13 protein-coding genes and 3 pseudogenes are annotated in these 15,834 nt (G+C 60.8%); 7 read left to right on the top strand and 9 right to left on the bottom strand.

What is annotated here, in order from left to right; genetic code table 11:
- Window positions 1-71: 71 nt before the first annotated feature.
- Complete coding sequence (locus AC10V3_RS31685) at window positions 72-1,202, bottom strand: IS110 family RNA-guided transposase (protein ID WP_454751913.1); 1,131 nt, start codon at window positions 1,200-1,202, stop codon at window positions 72-74.
- A gap of 139 nt (window positions 1,203-1,341) precedes the next feature.
- On the opposite strand from AC10V3_RS31685, the gene AC10V3_RS31680 reads away from it, so the two are divergent.
- Together AC10V3_RS31680 and AC10V3_RS31675 are read left to right on the top strand one after the other, a co-directional pair.
- The gene (locus tag AC10V3_RS31680; protein ID WP_490923922.1) at window positions 1,342-1,878 is read left to right on the top strand and encodes a hypothetical protein; all 537 of its coding nucleotides are present in this window, start codon (window positions 1,342-1,344) and stop codon (window positions 1,876-1,878) included.
- A 289-nt stretch (window positions 1,879-2,167) separates the two neighbouring features.
- Entirely contained in the window at window positions 2,168-2,794 is a 627-nt protein-coding gene (locus AC10V3_RS31675) for a hypothetical protein (RefSeq protein WP_490923921.1), read from the top strand.
- Between the two features lie 210 nt (window positions 2,795-3,004).
- On the opposite strand, the gene AC10V3_RS31670 is transcribed toward AC10V3_RS31675, so the two are convergent.
- Window positions 3,005-3,238 carry a hypothetical protein gene (locus AC10V3_RS31670; RefSeq protein WP_490923920.1) on the bottom strand — a complete coding sequence of 78 codons (234 nt, stop codon included), beginning with the start codon at window positions 3,236-3,238 and terminating at the stop codon, window positions 3,005-3,007.
- A 494-nt stretch (window positions 3,239-3,732) separates the two neighbouring features.
- Between AC10V3_RS31670 and AC10V3_RS31665 the strand changes: the two genes are divergently transcribed.
- The 3 genes and pseudogenes from AC10V3_RS31665 (at window position 3,733) to AC10V3_RS31655 (ending at window position 5,038) form a co-directional block, all read left to right on the top strand.
- Window positions 3,733-4,077, top strand: a complete 345-nt coding sequence (locus AC10V3_RS31665; RefSeq protein WP_490923919.1) for a hypothetical protein — start codon at window positions 3,733-3,735, stop codon at window positions 4,075-4,077.
- 109 nt (window positions 4,078-4,186) lie between these two features.
- Window positions 4,187-4,521: pseudogene (locus AC10V3_RS31660) on the top strand (zinc-finger-containing protein); the annotation flags it as partial.
- A 316-nt stretch (window positions 4,522-4,837) separates the two neighbouring features.
- Complete coding sequence (locus AC10V3_RS31655) at window positions 4,838-5,038, top strand: hypothetical protein (RefSeq protein WP_490923918.1); 201 nt, start codon at window positions 4,838-4,840, stop codon at window positions 5,036-5,038.
- A 546-nt stretch (window positions 5,039-5,584) separates the two neighbouring features.
- On the opposite strand, the pseudogene AC10V3_RS31650 reads toward AC10V3_RS31655, so the two are convergent.
- The 4 genes and pseudogenes from AC10V3_RS31650 to AC10V3_RS31635 all read right to left on the bottom strand — a co-directional run.
- Window positions 5,585-5,776 (bottom strand): annotated as a pseudogene (locus tag AC10V3_RS31650) (IS5/IS1182 family transposase); the annotation flags it as partial.
- Window positions 5,777-5,886: 110 nt separating this feature from the next.
- Window positions 5,887-6,348 (bottom strand): methyltransferase family protein, encoded by a 462-nt coding sequence (locus AC10V3_RS31645; protein ID WP_454753773.1) that lies wholly within the window; start codon window positions 6,346-6,348, stop codon window positions 5,887-5,889.
- Between the two features lie 19 nt (window positions 6,349-6,367).
- Window positions 6,368-6,790: an anthrone oxygenase family protein gene (locus AC10V3_RS31640; RefSeq protein ID WP_454753774.1), complete on the bottom strand. Its 423-nt coding sequence runs from the start codon at window positions 6,788-6,790 to the stop codon at window positions 6,368-6,370.
- A gap of 377 nt (window positions 6,791-7,167) precedes the next feature.
- Window positions 7,168-7,257: pseudogene (locus AC10V3_RS31635) on the bottom strand (SEC-C metal-binding domain-containing protein); the annotation flags it as partial.
- Between the two features lie 181 nt (window positions 7,258-7,438).
- Between AC10V3_RS31635 and istA the strand changes: the two are divergent.
- Window positions 7,439-9,052 carry an IS21 family transposase gene (gene istA / locus AC10V3_RS31630; RefSeq protein ID WP_490923917.1) on the top strand — a complete coding sequence of 538 codons (1,614 nt, stop codon included), beginning with the start codon at window positions 7,439-7,441 and terminating at the stop codon, window positions 9,050-9,052.
- A complete protein-coding gene (gene istB, locus AC10V3_RS31625; RefSeq protein ID WP_186426318.1) occupies window positions 9,049-9,813 on the top strand; it encodes an IS21-like element helper ATPase IstB in 765 nt (254 codons plus the stop codon). Before istA ends, istB begins: the two co-directional genes overlap by 4 nt.
- Here the strand turns inward: istB and AC10V3_RS31620 are convergent.
- Genes AC10V3_RS31620 through AC10V3_RS31610 form a run of 3 tightly spaced genes read right to left on the bottom strand, consistent with a single transcriptional unit; the run spans window position 9,794 to window position 15,758 of the window.
- Window positions 9,794-11,941 carry a nuclease-related domain-containing protein gene (locus AC10V3_RS31620; protein ID WP_490923916.1) on the bottom strand — a complete coding sequence of 716 codons (2,148 nt, stop codon included), beginning with the start codon at window positions 11,939-11,941 and terminating at the stop codon, window positions 9,794-9,796. The two genes, istB and AC10V3_RS31620, sit on opposite strands and share 20 nt — an antisense overlap.
- Before the next feature lie 38 nt (window positions 11,942-11,979).
- Window positions 11,980-13,002 (bottom strand): hypothetical protein, encoded by a 1,023-nt coding sequence (locus AC10V3_RS31615; RefSeq protein ID WP_490923915.1) that lies wholly within the window; start codon window positions 13,000-13,002, stop codon window positions 11,980-11,982.
- A 53-nt stretch (window positions 13,003-13,055) separates the two neighbouring features.
- Entirely contained in the window at window positions 13,056-15,758 is a 2,703-nt protein-coding gene (locus AC10V3_RS31610; protein WP_490923914.1) for a hypothetical protein, read from the bottom strand.
- Window positions 15,759-15,834: the final 76 nt, after the last annotated feature.

Raw genomic sequence — 15,834 nt, 5'->3', positions numbered from 1 at the left:
GGGCTACGCCGCCTTCAGGAAACTGGTCTCATAGTAGTGACAGATAGACTGATTCCGGGGGGGGGGGTGGGTTACGCTGCCTGGGCCGCGTTCGGTACGGCAAGCGACATCGCGAGCTGGCTGATGTCCCAGATGAACCCGCTCAGTTCGCGAGCCACTGCAACCACCGCAATGTTCGGGTTCTTGCCGCGCGCGGCAAGTCTCCGATAGCGCCGGCACAGTCGAAGCTGGGCGTCCCAGGAGCGGTCAACGATGGCCTTCGGGATGCCTTCGTGCCGGCGCTGAATCTCGGGGCTCACACGTGGCGGGTGCCGGTAACTCCAGGCGGCTTCGATTAGCAGTTTTCTTGCATAGCTATTGCCGTTCTTGGTGATGCTGCCCTGTCGCCGCTTCTCACCGGACGAGTGTTCGGCAGGCGTCACGCCGAGCCAAGCCATCAGTTGGCGCGGATGGACAAAGCGCGAGAGATCGCCCAACTCGGCGAGCATGCCTATCGCCGTGGTGAACTGCACGCCGCGCATGGCCTGCAAGCCGAGTACAGCCGGATAGAAGCGCCAGTTGACCACGGCTTCGCGCAAGGCCGCTTCGAGACGGCTGCATTGCACGAGCCGATCCTCGATGGCACGTCGATATTCATCAAAGGCAAGTTGTTGCCAAACGGCGTCGAACGCAAAGGAACTGATCCAGCGCCGGTGCGCTGGTCCCCAGTCAGCTCTGCCGCTGTAGCGGACACCGTGCGAGAGCAGAAAGGCCTTCAGGCGTTGCCGGGCGCGCTTCAGATCGTCTTTGGCGCTGACCCACGCGCGTGACAGATCCCGGAATGCTTCGTCCTCCACGCTGGGCACATACACCGGCGAGAGGTCGCCAGCGCGTAGCGATCGCACGAGCTTGACCGCATCGCGCCGATCGGTCTTGACGCGCTCACCAGGCTTCTTCGGGATCAGCGAGGGCGCGCACACCATGCAGTCGAATCCCTTCCCTGCAAGCTGCCGGTAAAGGCCATAGCCACAAGGGCCTGCCTCGTAGACGATGCGGATGCGGCGCGCTTTGGACTGCAAGCGCTTGCACAGGCGATCAATATCGGTCTTCGAGGTACCGATCTTGCCAAGCAGCTCGACCTCACCCATGCCGATTGCATAGGCGACCGTGATCGAGTCCTTATGGACATCCAACCCGACATACAAAGTGCTATCGTGTTCCATGCTGGCCTCCGCGCTGGAAATCGCCGGGTGTGGCACTGTCCACACCATGCGGCTCTGGCAGTCATGCTAACCCGCGTTTGATTCCTCGCGGCGGGCCAGCCTCTTGCTTCACCAGGGGGAGTCATACTGACTTTTAACGATGTTGCTCTCGAAACATGAATGGCTTTTGGAGGTGTTGTGCAATGACGCCAACGAGCCGGTGGCATCTTGGACGCGGGGGGTCATTTCCTACGAAGCGACGCCCTTTTTGCTACACGACCCGGAATTCAGAATTAACGACAACCCAAGTTCGGTGGTGGTCCGTTCCGTTGAGGAACTCGTTGAAGAACTGGAGCGTCCTCCAGGTCGATCCCTCGAGAACGTAAGTGTCCAGATTCTGTGCCCGGGTACCGGCACTGAACCCGTGTTCGAACTCTGGACGTATCAGAGCGGTCATGACGAAACGGTGTACTACGCTTACTATGGCCGAGACGATACGTTATTGCCCTGCAATCGGGAGCAACCGCAGACCATGATGGGCTTGCGGCGACGGTTCACGCTAGGAGGAAGACGCCCCGTTGTCGACGATCGCCTCACGAAGCCAGGCGGCGATGTTGTGCAGCTTCCGTCGGATCAAGGGTCGCCGCCGTCCATGACCGCCCCATCCAGCGCCTCCCCAGATGCCCACTTCGTCTGATGGAAAGGCGTTTGCCGCCTGAAGTCGGGTTGTCGGGCGCGCGCACCTTCGAGATGGCCCCCTGATCGCGCCGTCTTCGCGGCAACGTCCCACAGGAATGTTCTCAGGACGGAGCACTCCGAACAGAGGCTGACGAGTTCTTGCAGAAGGGGGTTTTACGGGGATAGGCCAATTACGCTATAACTACGCCCCACCCATGGTCACCGGTTGGCGGGGCGGGCTTCGGCCGCTCCTATGCCAACCACGTCCCCTCGTTCGACTGAGTGGGCAAGCAACCTAACAGGACGTCATGAACCTCCTCTGGCACACCAAATGGCGCACCAATTTCTTGAAGAACACCTTCATGCACCCCAGCGGGGTGGTGTTCAAAGTCAAGGAAAGTCAGTTTACGCTGGGAGCCCCGCTCCCCACCGGCTACAACGCCGACGCGTTTGTCCACTACCTCAAGCAGGCGAAGGACCTCTACAGCGCCCTCCTGGATGGCTTTCCGCTCACGAACCTAAGAGGCCTGTGGTACGGACTAAAGGCCGTCCAGGTGAAGGCGGAGTTGGGAGAATTTTGCTTTGAGAGGCTCCTTGATGAGAACGGCGAACTCCTAAGCTGCAGAGTTCATGGGAGCAACCTCAGTCAGGTCGAGGCCATTCAGTACCTCGCGCAATGCATGGCGCTTGGCATCCTCCTGCCCTCGAAGGGCGTATATCAGCAGACAGATCCGTCACAAGTTGAGCCGCTGGACGCGGCGATAGCTCGAGACCTTCCCCTGGTCGCGATGCAACTGCACACCGCCCTTAACATGAAGGGCTACATCAGCCGTTTCCCCGCCGGCGAGGGCCAGAAGAACTTTCTGGTGAACTTTGAGGGTCTTAAGCAATTGATGGATCGATGCGGCAATCTCGAGTCAGCTACGGCTCGATAGTGCGATCCGTAGTCCCTCCGAAAGCGTGGTGTGGCGGGGATTGCTGGTCGGCGTAGATGGCAAGAACCAGATAGCCCCATGCATTTCTGCGGTCCATCGTTTCCCGGAAAAGGCGACATGTGGTCCTTTCACTTGAAGGCGTTCGGGAGCGCTGGTGGTAAGGGGCGAGCCGGGTCCGTCGTCACCGTAGGCAGCGAGCGACGGACGACGCTAAGCGAGCTGCTTCAGTTCCCTATGATGCGCGAAGGTCAGGGCCACCATGTCACGGGGTGACAGCTTGCCCGCGCGCGTCAGGGCAACTAGCAGATTATCCGTTGCATCCGGCGCGACTTCGTCACCGAGCAGTCCCGTCACGGCGGCAGCCCATTTGTCGGCAAAAATTGCCGTATATTCGATGCCTTCCCGCCGCGCCAACTCGGCGACGTAACGCGCGGTTTCGGTCATGATGCAATCGAAAAAAGGGGATCTGTCGGGCAGAGGCGCCTCTCACGTACATGATAGCGCGATCCCTTTATCGCGTGGTTCCATTGCAGGTGCGGGGCGGTAGCGAGATGCCCTTGGAGTGAGGCTGAGTGCTCGAAAAGGAACGAGGGGCGTGTGCGCCTACGCCTGGCGATAAATTAGTGCATGAAATGCGAGCCTTCTACATGGCGTAATTCTCTCGCGCAACGATAGCCCCGTCGAATGCGGCGCCCGCTGCAGTCACATCGCCTCCTTGATGCCGTTTTGATCGAAGCCGAGCAGCCGACCACCATATTCAAATCTTGCCTCGTACAACGGCCTGCGCGGTAGCGCGTGCCGAGATGCTCGTGACGGGGACTATGTGAATGATTGCAACGAACTACAGGGAAAGCGCGAAAGCCTGGTGTCCAAGGAGCACGGGCGTTGTTTGCCAAGACGGCTTTGATAGCCTGAAAACGACACAAGGCACGACTGACATGACTGAAATCAACATTCCGGACGATTTTCCGCGCGAGCCATTTCCAGCCGCGCTGGCGGGGGCGCAGCCTAAGCTTGCCGGGCGCATGATTGACGGAAAATTTGTGGTGGGACTGACCCAGCAGGAGCGCATCGAGCGTTACGAGATGTGCCAGGACCTGGTCGTGCAACTTTTGCACTACTGCGGGAAAAAGGCAGCCGAGAATCCGGGCTGGAGCGGCGACACATTGCTCTCACGAGTGGAGAAGGGCATTCGCAACAAGCAGGCGGAGTGGGGCCTCGGTGGCACCGAAGTGGATTGGATCGTGAGTTGTGTGCGGGCGGGCTATTCGAAAGTGGGGTGAGAGAGCAGTCCCTCTCACTGAGGGAGTGCCCTTCGGGCAATCGTGCGGATGAATCCGAGCGCGAATCTCGATAATATTGGTACCAGGCTTCTTCGATCAAACGGTAGCAATGCGTGTTGGGCGACCCATACCTGCACCAGTACAACATGTCTGCGAATACTGCGGCAGCGTCGCCCAGCTTGCGCAGACAGGCGACGTCGCCTATCCCTACCTTGAGGATCATGGTCTCGTTTGGATCTGCGTGCCATGCCAGGCATGGATCGGCGTCCGTGCTCGCAGCCGTCAACACACGCCACTCGGTCGCCTTGCGAACGCCGAACTGCGGGATGCGAAGAAGCGCTTGCATGATGCGCTGTAGCCTTTGGTGGTTGGAAAGATGCGCGCGATGGCGTGAACCCATTTGAGGCCCGCGGAAAGGCGATCAAGTGGCTGGCGAGCGAGCTTGAACCGTCCAGTCGCTTGTACTGGAGCTCGATGACCTGTTTCCAAGTAAAACCGACATTTGGCACATTTACTTGGAAACGCCCCAGGAATGTTGGTGGCGGGTTCGACCTACTCGGCTGATCCGGGCAATTCGTACCGCGCCCCGAAACAAAATCTTGACGATGGCATGCCCCCCGGTCTGTCTGTCGTCCTGTCAACCCATCGGCCTCTCGCCGGATTGAGTGAACGGCCGAAGTCTCTCCGTTGCGAACTGGCTTGGCCAGGGGCAGGAGACGCGGTAACTCAGCGATCACAACAGCGCCGGAAGCCAACAAAGATGGACACTCGACTGCTGCTTGAATTTTCTCGTGGCGAGATCGACGCTGCTGTCGCGATGGACCAACTCGCAATCGGAAGCGAGGAGGATCTGTTCCTGCTAATGGCGCAGGCAGATCTACCGATGCCACGTCTCCCCGGGGCGATGACTCAGGCCATGGTCGACGACCTGAAGGTCTGGATTCGGCAGAACGATCGATAAGAGAATCCTGGCTAGAGGAGCAGCCATGTTGGCCTAGTTCGTCAGTCTCCATGGTTACCCCGGATGCTTGATCGAACGGGCCGGAGGCGACGCCGCCCCTCCGACTTTGCTGTGAGGGAGCCAAGTTATGCAGTGTCCTCTGGACTCGGCGAGTGCAGCTTGCGCCGCGCGCGACATGCAATTCATTAATTCTAGGCGGGTCTAAGCCGATTCTCGAAATGGCGGTAGCCGACCCGTCTCGGTCGTTTGCATCCTCCCGCTATCAACGGCTACTTGGCAAGGTACAACGGCCAGTCGAACTGCGAAGCCGCCCGGCGGACCTGCCACACTATGCCGTAGCAGGCCTCCCGAAGTCAGTCCTTTCGCATACGTGCCTGCCGCCACTGCTTCGGCGCGATTCCGAATTCCTGAGAAAACCAGCATGAAGTACCTTGAGCTGTCGAACCCAAGCTGTTCCGAGATGGAGAAAATCGCGTGGCGCGTATTCTCAAGAAAGCGCCTTGCGTTGTCCCGACGCACCGCGTTGTAGACGCGCATGACCGACTTCGTAACCTCATGGGCGACGATCAGGCGATGTTTGGTGTCGACGGCAACCTGAACGTTGTATCCCGCTACGCCCGTCCCCTTGGCCTGCGAGGCCATCGAGCGTGCATCGGGGTCGGTCAACGAGACTTGCTTGTCCGGTATGCCTTGTAGGGCTTCTGCAGTGCAATCCAAATTTCGCATCTGGTTACGCAATTTGTCGCCGTGCCAAACCAGGGATAACGAACGATGATTCTGATATCCATCGGTCGAATCCTTTGTCCTGTTCACAGGGACATGGACATTGCAAGCTCGATGGTTATGCGTCACAGCCAACGGCGAACTTTCCCTTTGTATGCAACGTACTGTGCTTCGAAGAGCGATGAAAGCGTGCGCTCCTCGGGTGTGATCTGAAACCGGTTGATGTAGAGCACGAACAGAGGCAGGAATAGCAGGGTCAGCCAGTTTGACAAGTACACCGCCCACGCGAACAGGTACAGCAGCAGGCTCAGGTACATGGGATTGCGCGTGAAGCAAAACACCCCGTCAGTGACGAGCAACGACGCAGTACCGGGCTTGATCGGGTTCATTGTGGTCTTCGCCCGCAGGAATGAAACCATGGCCGAGACCCCGATAACCACGCCAACGCAAGCAATGGCAACTGCGACACCTACGCGAAGTCCGAACGGAACTACAACCGGGGCAATTAACTTGGATGCCAGCCACATGAGCAAGCCGGTCAGCAACGCCACGACTGGTGGCGGGATCTTCAGTTCAAGTGACTCCATTTCCAACTCCACCCAACTGTCACACATCGATGGCGGACGCGACAAGACTCAATGCTGTGCGCACTCCATGCAGTCTGGCCCATTTCTGCAAGAGTTCTCGGGTCTCCCCCGACGATAGATCGCGATCCGACTCGAGAATCTTGTGGTTGATGGGCATTACGACGAGCAAGGTATACGGCACGACAGATCCGATCAGTAGCGCGGCAGCAAACCACCAGATACTGGCACCCAAAAGCCATGCCATCACTCCGCTCAGTAAGCTGACCAGCGCCAATGGAGCCTGCATGAGCGTGGCGCGCTTATAGCTGGGCGCCCACTGCTGTGCCGCAGACCTTGTCTCAAGCACCATTCTTGCGGGATGCTCAACCACGTTGACATACAAGGCGGCCCCGGCGAAGAGCATTGCAGCGAATGCGGCAATCATTTGCAGTGCCTGGCTCATCACATCATCCTTGAAGCCTACCTCCAATTATGGTGAAGAATTCGAGTAGGGCCCACAGGGAGTTCGTACGGCAATGCGCGAGCATAGGGGCACCCGCCGATGGCAAAACTGGGGGGACTTCGGTCATTTGTCGACCCGAATCTGGATGGCCGATACTGGCCGATTGCAGCCTCCTGTGGCCTGTGGCATCGCGCCCGGGGGATGTTGGGGCAGGGCGCCCTTGGTAGACGAGCCGCGCCACAGGCCGTTGTGATATCCCGCCTTATCGCAATGGTCTGATGTCAAGGCCGCTGCGGCCGCCCGCTTAAGGGGCCTTCGAAGGGTCGGGCAGCCGATCTTCGACGGGGTAGCCGTCCCGACAGGAGTCAAGATTGCGCTCATCTCTGGCAGCACTTCTTGGACTTCTTGCCGCTTCCGCACGGACACGGATCGTTGCGCCCGATCTTAGGCATGCGCAGGCCTTTGCCGAACAAGCGTTGGTAGGCAATCGCTCCCCGGCGGCCACCCAAAGTGCCCCACTTATGGCCACCCAAACTGCTCCACCCTAGCCACGGTGATCTGACGCATTGAACACGGTGCGTCGGGCGCCGCGAAGCTCGACAGGCAGGACGTTACCTTCCACCCCCTCTGAGCGAGGGGAACAACGGAGTGAACGTCTTGAAGCCACATCTGCAAACCACCATTTGGACGCTGCTCAAGGGCGGTGCCACACAGCGCGAGATCGAACGCATCACCGGCATCTCGCGTCACACCATCCGGGCGTATCAGCAGCGCTTCGCCGCCGAATTGGCAAACTGCCCCGGGGTGGCCACCGACTCCGGTAGTCAAACTGCTCCACCCTGGCCACCGACTTCCAGGCCGGTAACGCCGCCGCTGGCCACCTCCAAGTGCGAGCCCCATCGCGCCTTCATCGACGCTCAGTTGCGCCTGGGCCGCAACGCCACGGCCATCTACCAGGACCTGGTCGACCAACACGGCTTTGACGGCGCCTACAACTCGGTCAAACGCTTCTGCGCCCAGCTTCGCCACAAGGAGCCCGAACAGTTCGATCGTCTGAGCTTTGCGCCCGGCGAGGAGATGCAGGTCGACTACGGTGAAGGCGCCCCCACGCGGATGCCGGGCACCGAGCGCTGGCGCAAACCTCGCCTGTTCGTGGCCACGCTGCGCTACTCGCGGCGTAGCTTCCGCCGCGTAGTCTGGAAGTCCAGCCAGCAAGTCTGGGCTGAGTTGCATGAGCAGGCCTGGGCCTACTTTGGCGGTTCGACCCGCTACGTCGTGCTGGACAACCTTAAGGAGGGCGTCTTGAAGCCCGACCTGTACGAGCCCGCGCTCAATCCGGTCTACGCGGCCACACTGGCTCATTACGAGGTGGTGGCCGACCCAGCTCGGGTCCGGGATCCGAATCGCAAGGGGACAGTGGAGAACGCGATCCAACACACGCAGTCCACCGCGCTCAAGGGGCGGCGCTTTGAGACCATCGAAGAGCAGAACGCCTTCCTGGAACACTGGGAGTCCAAGTGGGCCGCCTCGCGCATTCACGGCGCCGAGCGGCGTCAGGTGCAGGCCATGTTCGAGGAGGAGCGCGCCCACCTGCAACCGCTGCCAGCTACGCGCATGCAGTACTTCACCGAGGTGCAGCGCACGGTCTGCGACGACAGTTGCGTGCGCATCGACCACAGCAGCTACGCCGCGCGCCCGGCCCCGATTGGCGCCAAGGTGCTGGTGCGGCTGTTCGAGCGGCGCATCGAGATCCGCGAGCTGCGCACCCAGGCCTTGTTGCGCACCCACGCCCGGGTTGATCGCCCCGGCACCGTGGTGTTGCCTATGGCCGAGCGGGTGTTCAACCCCTCTCGAGAGACGCGCTTCATCCTGGCCCAGGCCCGAGCCATCGGACCGCAGGCCTCTCGGCTGTGTCAGATGCTGTTCGCCATCGAGGGGCGCGTGGGCCAGCGCAAGCTCTGGGGCATCGTCAATCTGGTCAAGCGCTACCCCCATCACTTCATCGACGCGGCCTGCGCAGCCGCCATTGAGCAAGGCCTACACAGCTACCGCCACGTCAAGGCACTCACCGAGCGACTGGTGGCCGACGCGCTGGCCGCCCTGCAGGCCGGCATGCCGACACCGTCGACCTCAACGCTCACCCAGCAGCACGCGCTCATTCGCAGCGCCGACGAATACGGCGATCTGTTCGCCCACGCCGCGACCGCCACCTCGGGCGGCACAACCTCCCGCACCCACACCACTGATATCGCCCAGCCATGAACATGACCGAGATCGAACGCGCCTTGCGCGAGCTGCGCCTGTCCGGCATCGCGGACACCCTATCCACCCGCGTTATGCAGGCCCAGGCCGCCCAGCAGCCCTTCCTGGAGACGTTGGCGGCCATGCTGCAAGACGAGCTCGACCGGCGCCGCTCGCGCTTGATAGAGCGCCGCTTCAAGCGCTCAGGCCTAGCCGAGCGCCTGACGCTGGCGGACTTCGACTGGCGCTTCAATCCCAAGCTGCCACGCAACGCCTGCTTCGAGCTGCACACCCTGAAGTTCATCGGCGAGGGGGCCAACGCACTGATCGTCGGCAAGCCTGGCACCGGCAAGAGCCATGTGGCCAAGGCGGTGGCCTACCAGGCCACGTTGCAGGGCTATGACGTGCGCTATGTGGAGGCGGACTCCGAGTTCGCCCGCTACGGGCTGGCCAGCACGGCCGAACAGGCCGAACAGCTCAAGGGCTGGATCGAGCCAGACCTGCTGGTCCTCGATGACCTGTTCTTGGCCCGGCGCATTGCCGACGTGAGCGCCGAACTGCTGCAGGCCATCGTACACCAGCGCTACAAGCTGCGCCGCGCCATCGTCATCACCTCCAACAGGGTGGTGCAGGACTGGGGCAAGTACCTCGCCGACGCCACCATGGCCACCACCATCCTGGACCGGCTCATGCACCGTTGCGCAATGCTGGAGTTTGACGGCAAGAGCTACCGTCTGAAGGAGGCCGCCGCGCGTATCGCCATCACGCCTGAACCGTCATAATCTGACCGTCCTGCCTGGAGCAGTTTGACCGGCCATAAGTGGAGCAGTTTGGGGTGGCCATCGGGGTCGCTGGTGCCACAGGCGTCGCCATTGATGCCGTCGCAGCGTCCAGGGTGTCGTCCTGTACCCAAGGCGTGGAGATGCGGAAGCCGAAGCGTAATTCAGCCCGGCCGGAGGTCAGGCACATACCGAACCACAGGCTGGCCTTCTGCGCGTACTTGCGTCTCAGGCAATACGCCTTCAGCTTGTGCACCGTCGCCGCCAACGGTTCGTCCGTACACAACACGGTCAAGCCGCTCCCGTCCGGAAACATCCATGTCACATCGTGCGGTTGGCCATCCTGAGCCGCGCGTCGCGCCTGACGATCGATCATGCGGTTGAGATCGTCGATGGCTTCGTCACTTAGCTCCAGCAGTTGAAAGCCCTGGTCGAGGACCGCGGAATGCGGGCGTGATTCGATCTGATGGATGATCCGTCCGAGCGTCGTGCCTTTGTATCGGGTAAGGACTCCATCCGGTGTGGCAGGTCCAGCCAAGCCGGCGCGTCTGGCGGCCATAGCAATGTCCACGCCGGCGGTGAAGTCCTCGGCGATATGGATCATTGACATCTTGTCATCGAACCATAGATTCTGTTTGAGGTGGTAGCCCAAGATGGTCAGCTCCTGCGCCGCCAGGAGGCGATCGGCATAGCGGGCTCGTCGTGCGACATAGCTAAGGAACTGCAGCGGCGTCGACAACAGCTCGGTCAGAACGTCGATGAGGAATACGTCGGTGACCAGGGCAGCCTGCACACGCGGGAGCGCCTTGGGCTTGAGGAACTGTTGTGTTTGAAAGCTCAATGCGGGGTAATGGTCACTTACCACGCAGAACACGAAAATCTCCCCAATTGTGTTGGGCAGCGCCACGTCCGATCCGTCGGCTCGGGTGAGGCGAAAGCGCTGGTCACCCAGGTATGCGGCGCACTGCATGCCCTGATCGTACGCGTCCTGAACGCTCTTCTTGAAGTCATCGCGAATGACTTGATCATGGCCCTTGCGCGCCTCGAGCGTGAGTCGCTTTGACTTGGCCTGCACTATGATGGCCCGGTCTGCCCAGAGTACCAGGACATCGATTTCGGCGTACCGGATCCCCTTGCTTAGCCAGATATCTACGTTCGTGAAGACGCGGTCGGCGCCAAACACGGTGGCCAGCCGTTCGGCCACGAAGTGCTCCGCGAACTCGCCGCGGTGCCTGTCGCGCTGTGGGCGGTAATTCTTGTCCGGCAGCATCCAATAGAACGGTGAATCGTAAATGGCCTCCGCGAGCGCGTAACGCTGCAGTGACACGAATTCGTCGCCGGGCAAACGAAGCAGCGGTGTCGCCGTTACGGCATTGAAGTCCTGCAGGCTTGCGAAACGGGCATTGCGTTCCCCTTCGGATAACGTAAACGCGAGCAGAATGCGTTCTACCAGATCCGGCGCGAAACCTGCGACGGTGGCGACTTCCGCAGGCGTGAAGCAGAAGGCGGGCAGCATTGTCCACTGATCCGGCTGAACTGCCGGCAGGTCATCCTGTACGGACTGGAAGCGGTCGGCATGGACGCGATCTATGGCCTTGGCCACAGCACACGCCTGCGCAATCGTGAAGCCGACATGCGCGAGGAGCCAGTCGGCATCGGCCGCATAGCGCCGCGCAGCCAGTTCGAGGTACTGAAAGTCGTAGGCCGATTCGGCCGCATAGAAGATCGGCTCACGCATCGCGGAACCGGAAGCAAACGGATTGATCTGCTCGCCGCGCTCAAGTCGCGAGATCAAGTCATTGAGGGAGAACGCTGCCGATAGCGCGCGGTGAAGTTCTTCAAGCAGACGATCGCTGGCGTCGACGTAGCTTTCCAGGGTCTGCGGCGCAGGAATGGACCAGTCAATTGGGGCCTTGACCATCAACCCGATCAGCGTGTTCATCTCCGTGCGCGACAGCCGGGTCGGATCGGATAGTTCGCGAATATCCGCCTCGGAGACCGCGTCGCCATAGACGAGCACGTTGTCGCGCACGCAGAGGTAGGCCAGGGCATGCACGTAGCCTGGCGCCGTGCACAGCGCCTGTAGGTCTGCGAGGATCCCATCCTCGGCTCTGGTAACCGTCGGGGTCATGATGCCAGTCCCGCGCCTAATTAGGCGATCGAAAGCAACTAGTACTCGAAGCGTCCATCCAGACGCTGGTCACGTTTGGTCTCCCACTGACGGGCCTCCTCTATGGCATTGGCCAGGTCGATGCGTGCCTGCGCTACCAGTTCGCGGACTGTCGGGAGATTCGCTATCTCGGTCGTGTCCAAAAGGGGAGCGTTCTCCTCCATGATGGCTGCCAGGGAACCGCTGTACGAACTGGGTGAGAATCGCTCGATGAAGATCTGCAGTACATCCCCTGGCGTGGGGGCGTTTTGTAGCAACGCTATCGCTTGTTCGCACCATGTACGCGGCCGCTCGGGATCAGGACGATGCGCGAAGGTGATGATGGAGGCGGCAATCCTGAATCGGATGCCCGGATCGTTGGCGCACCAAGCCATCAATATATTCCCGGGAATGGAGTCCGTCCAATTGGGACCATGACCTTCGTAGATACGACAGTCGCGCAGTACGGCTTCGCGTTGATCCTCGTCGCCGGCGAACAGCGCGTCTAAGACCGCCTGCGGCTGAACCGATGTCAGCGCCGTCAGAATCTCCCCGCATTCGAAGCCATACAGCTCGCCGCGCTCCACAGCGTATCGTATGGACATGGTCGCTTCGGCCGCAATTGGGCCCGCGTCGGGGCCTGCCAGGCAAATCTCGATCAACTGAATCAGGTTATAGTCCTGCGCCTTGTGATGTGGCAGCTTGACGCATCGAAGGAGTTTTCTGCCCATCGCGAGCAATTCGGAAGAGAGTGCCTGACCGTTCATTCGATCTCGCAGTAAGCGGTAGTACAGTATTTCGACCGCCACGAGGTAGCCATCGGGATGCTCCGCAATCTGAGACAGCAGGCCCCACAACGCCACTGGTTCCAAATTGGATGTGCGGTTCCCAAAGGCGACATCTTTGTAGGCGCGGACGGGAACCTGACCGCCGTGCAAGGCTCGCTGCAACCGCTCCACGCTGCGCTTGTCCAGCGTGACGGCAGAACTCAGGTAGGGTAGCGAAGGCAACAGGTGCGCGGACGCGAGTGCGGAATCCAACATCTCATGCACCAGGGTTCCGTCGTGCTCCCCGAGTTGAGAGAGGAAACCCCCGATTACGCGGACGTCCAGGTGCTCTGGGGGCGTCCGCTCCGCTTCAGCTTGTCCCACGTCGCGCGTATATTCTGGCAAGCACACCCGAGGCCAGCACCAAATGCCCAGGCTCTCGTCCCGCCGCTCAGAATGTCCGGCAGAATGCTGGCCAGCGCAGCCTCATCGTCTGCGATGGCCATCCCAAACTCGCGGGCCAGTACCTCGGAACGTTCAAAGCCACTAGTCGTATCGGGGTCGATGTCATCATCGAGGCCAGTCCAACTCGCATAGTCACCATGCACGATGGCGCGTGCCTGATCGACCTGACCTTTGGGTCGTAAGGCCACTTCGAGAGCGATGAGGCGGATGTGCAGAGCCGGAGGCAAATTGCTGCCGTCGTACTTTATTAATTGCCGGCATCCTAACCAACCTTCAAGCCAAAATCCCTTGTCGGCGATAGTCAGGGCCAGGGGTTCAAGTTCGTCGTGCATTCCGGCCCAAGCCCATAGCGGGCGGAATCGCTGTCCCAGAAGCTGGAGTATCTCCCGCGTGAGGTGACCTTCTGTCAACGCCAGCCGTGCCATCGTCGAGAGGATCGCGCCATACCATTGACGGGTTTCGGCCTTGGTACCGGGCTGATACCCGAAATCTCGGGAGCGTGCGCCAAAACCGAATTCGTGACTGGCACTGAAGTGCGTCACCCGTAGCGCTTTACCAAGTGCCAAGAGGCCGATCTTGCGCTGTCTGTCGTCGAGCGATCTTAGGAGCCGCTCGATGACGCAAAGCCGCTGCGCTATCGTAGCGTGTGTTCCCGACAGGTAAAGGGTGAATAGCGAGGCAAATGTGTCGGCGGCGTTGGAACGCACAAATCCGGTCTGATTCGCGATAGCTGCGCGTGCCAAGAGGTCAGCGCTGCGTTCAAACAGCGCGGGCTCATATGCAATCGATCGCAACAATAGGAGGTATCCGTGCCATGTCGATGCGGAAGTCTCCGGATTGGTCTTCGCTAGCCTCTCGAGTGCCGACAAGGCTGCCTTGGGTGACACCGAGGCGACGTTCACGAACATCTTGCTTTTCACGTCATCGAATACAGCGACGTTGCCAAGTCGGCCGTCTGGGGCCAACCAGCACTCGACAATTTTGACGGCAACCGGATGGTCGTGCAGAAACGAGAGTCGACGCGAGAAGGACTTCGCGAGCCTCTCGTTCCCATTGTCCAACAGATGGTGTTCAATGAGGTCGTAGGGAATATTCTGCAGCGCGCGAGTTGCCAGGCGATTTGCAATGGCGTGAGGAAGAACGGCGCGCCAGACGCCGCGCTGCTGCGCGAGGTTCCGACTCACCAGTTCGCGGACGTAGCGGTAGAGGGCGGACGGCGTCTGGTCAATCAGGGCCGCAAGCGCCGGCAGTTCGGCCTCCTCTCCACGTAGCGTCTCGCCCTCAAAGGAATACACCAGCGAGCATGCTTCGGCCGCCATCAGCAGGGCGCCGTCAGGATCATGCCGTTGCCGGAAAAGCCGTTGGAAGAGCTCTTCGTTGGACAGTCCGGCGATGGAATCGGACCGCTCAACGGTTTCGGCTAGCGCAATGGCGATCCGCGCGTTGCCGCCGGACGCATCCGCGATCGTCTGCCTATCGACGACTGAGAGGTGCGGATAGCGCATTCCCACCAGTTTGGCGATCAGGCTGGGTGACGACGTATCTAGCGTGACTACGCGGGTTCTTTCAGGTTGATCGTCGCGTACGTCGTACTCGATGGTGAGGACACTCACGGTGCTTCCTGCCCTGCCACACACGTCGGCGAGCCTGCCGTGCAAGTCGGGAGGACAATTGTCCACGATCAAGATGGCACGGATGCCACTGGCGAGCAGGTCGGAGGCCAGTCCAACCGGCTGGGGATCGAGGTTATCGGAGAGATTGGCATAGACAGCGAGTGAGGCAGGCAGTGCGCGCTCGCCGATCCTTGTATCGAACAAAGCTTGCGCCAGTCGCGTCTTCCCGACGCCGGACAGGCCAACCAGCCGGACAAGGCTGCCCGTGCGGGCGAGCTCGTCGCGAACACTGTCGATCGCTGCTGCAATCGGGAGGGCAGGATCTTCGAAGCGGTTGCCGAGGTGCAATCTCAGTTTGTCGTCCGCCAGGTACTCGGTATCGGCGTCCGCGCCGGCCCATGGGCCATACGGATGCCACCCTGACAGCGCTCGGCCGATGCGCGCCTTGACCCAGGTGATCAGGCCGGGAAACCGGCGCACCCAGCTTGCCAGGCGTGTACGGTCATAGAAGTCCGTATGTAACTGTTCGGCGTTAGGCACGCCGTGGAGCGCTTCCCGCAAGGCTGCCTGCCGTGCGCGCAGGGGCCCGTCGGCCGTTGATCCTTGCGAACTCACGATGATGTACGCGCCTGCGTCGTCCGCCAGGGTCTGAATGACGGGCCGGATCACCCCGGTCGGGCACATTTCCGAAAGGATTGCCTTGCGCGGCATATCGGGGGTCTTGACTTGGAACCCCGTCGCATGGCGTGGAATATAACCGTCGATCGTCGCGCCCGTTGGCAGTGAGACCCTTACGTCCAGCCCGCCATCGGGCGCGGTCTGGTTCCCGCCCCATGTGACAGGCGCCGTGGACAGGCCACGCGCGGTCAGTTCGGCCTCACAGAGGCGGCCGACCAATTCCCGGAGGTCCTTGTCGTTCAGTCTGGCAATGTCGTCTGGCGTGATATCGAACACGATAGTCTGGAAGTTGAAATCTGGGGGCAGGGCGGCCGGGACGGCTGGGCGCTCGTGTAGCTGGTCACGTCACGCG

Source organism: Cupriavidus sp. PB-02 (assembly GCF_058252315.1).
Note: the sequence above shows the minus strand (reverse complement) of the source record. Positions and strands in the feature narration are given on the sequence as shown.

Bases quoted from the DNA above. Each gene is read 5' to 3' on its own strand.
- AC10V3_RS31685 (WP_454751913.1), bottom strand. From the start codon at position 1,202: ATGGAACACGATAGCACTTTGTATGTCGGGTTGGATGTCCATAAGGAC.
- AC10V3_RS31680 (WP_490923922.1), top strand. From the start codon at position 1,342: ATGTTGCTCTCGAAACATGAATGGCTTTTGGAGGTGTTGTGCAATGAC.
- AC10V3_RS31675 (WP_490923921.1), top strand. From the start codon at position 2,168: ATGAACCTCCTCTGGCACACCAAATGGCGCACCAATTTCTTGAAGAAC.
- AC10V3_RS31670 (WP_490923920.1), bottom strand. From the start codon at position 3,238: ATGACCGAAACCGCGCGTTACGTCGCCGAGTTGGCGCGGCGGGAAGGC.
- AC10V3_RS31665 (WP_490923919.1), top strand. From the start codon at position 3,733: ATGACTGAAATCAACATTCCGGACGATTTTCCGCGCGAGCCATTTCCA.
- AC10V3_RS31655 (WP_490923918.1), top strand. From the start codon at position 4,838: ATGGACACTCGACTGCTGCTTGAATTTTCTCGTGGCGAGATCGACGCT.
- AC10V3_RS31645 (WP_454753773.1), bottom strand. From the start codon at position 6,348: ATGGAGTCACTTGAACTGAAGATCCCGCCACCAGTCGTGGCGTTGCTG.
- AC10V3_RS31640 (WP_454753774.1), bottom strand. From the start codon at position 6,790: ATGAGCCAGGCACTGCAAATGATTGCCGCATTCGCTGCAATGCTCTTC.
- istB (WP_186426318.1), top strand. From the start codon at position 9,049: ATGAACATGACCGAGATCGAACGCGCCTTGCGCGAGCTGCGCCTGTCC.
- AC10V3_RS31620 (WP_490923916.1), bottom strand. From the start codon at position 11,941: ATGACCCCGACGGTTACCAGAGCCGAGGATGGGATCCTCGCAGACCTA.
- AC10V3_RS31615 (WP_490923915.1), bottom strand. From the start codon at position 13,002: ATGTTGGATTCCGCACTCGCGTCCGCGCACCTGTTGCCTTCGCTACCC.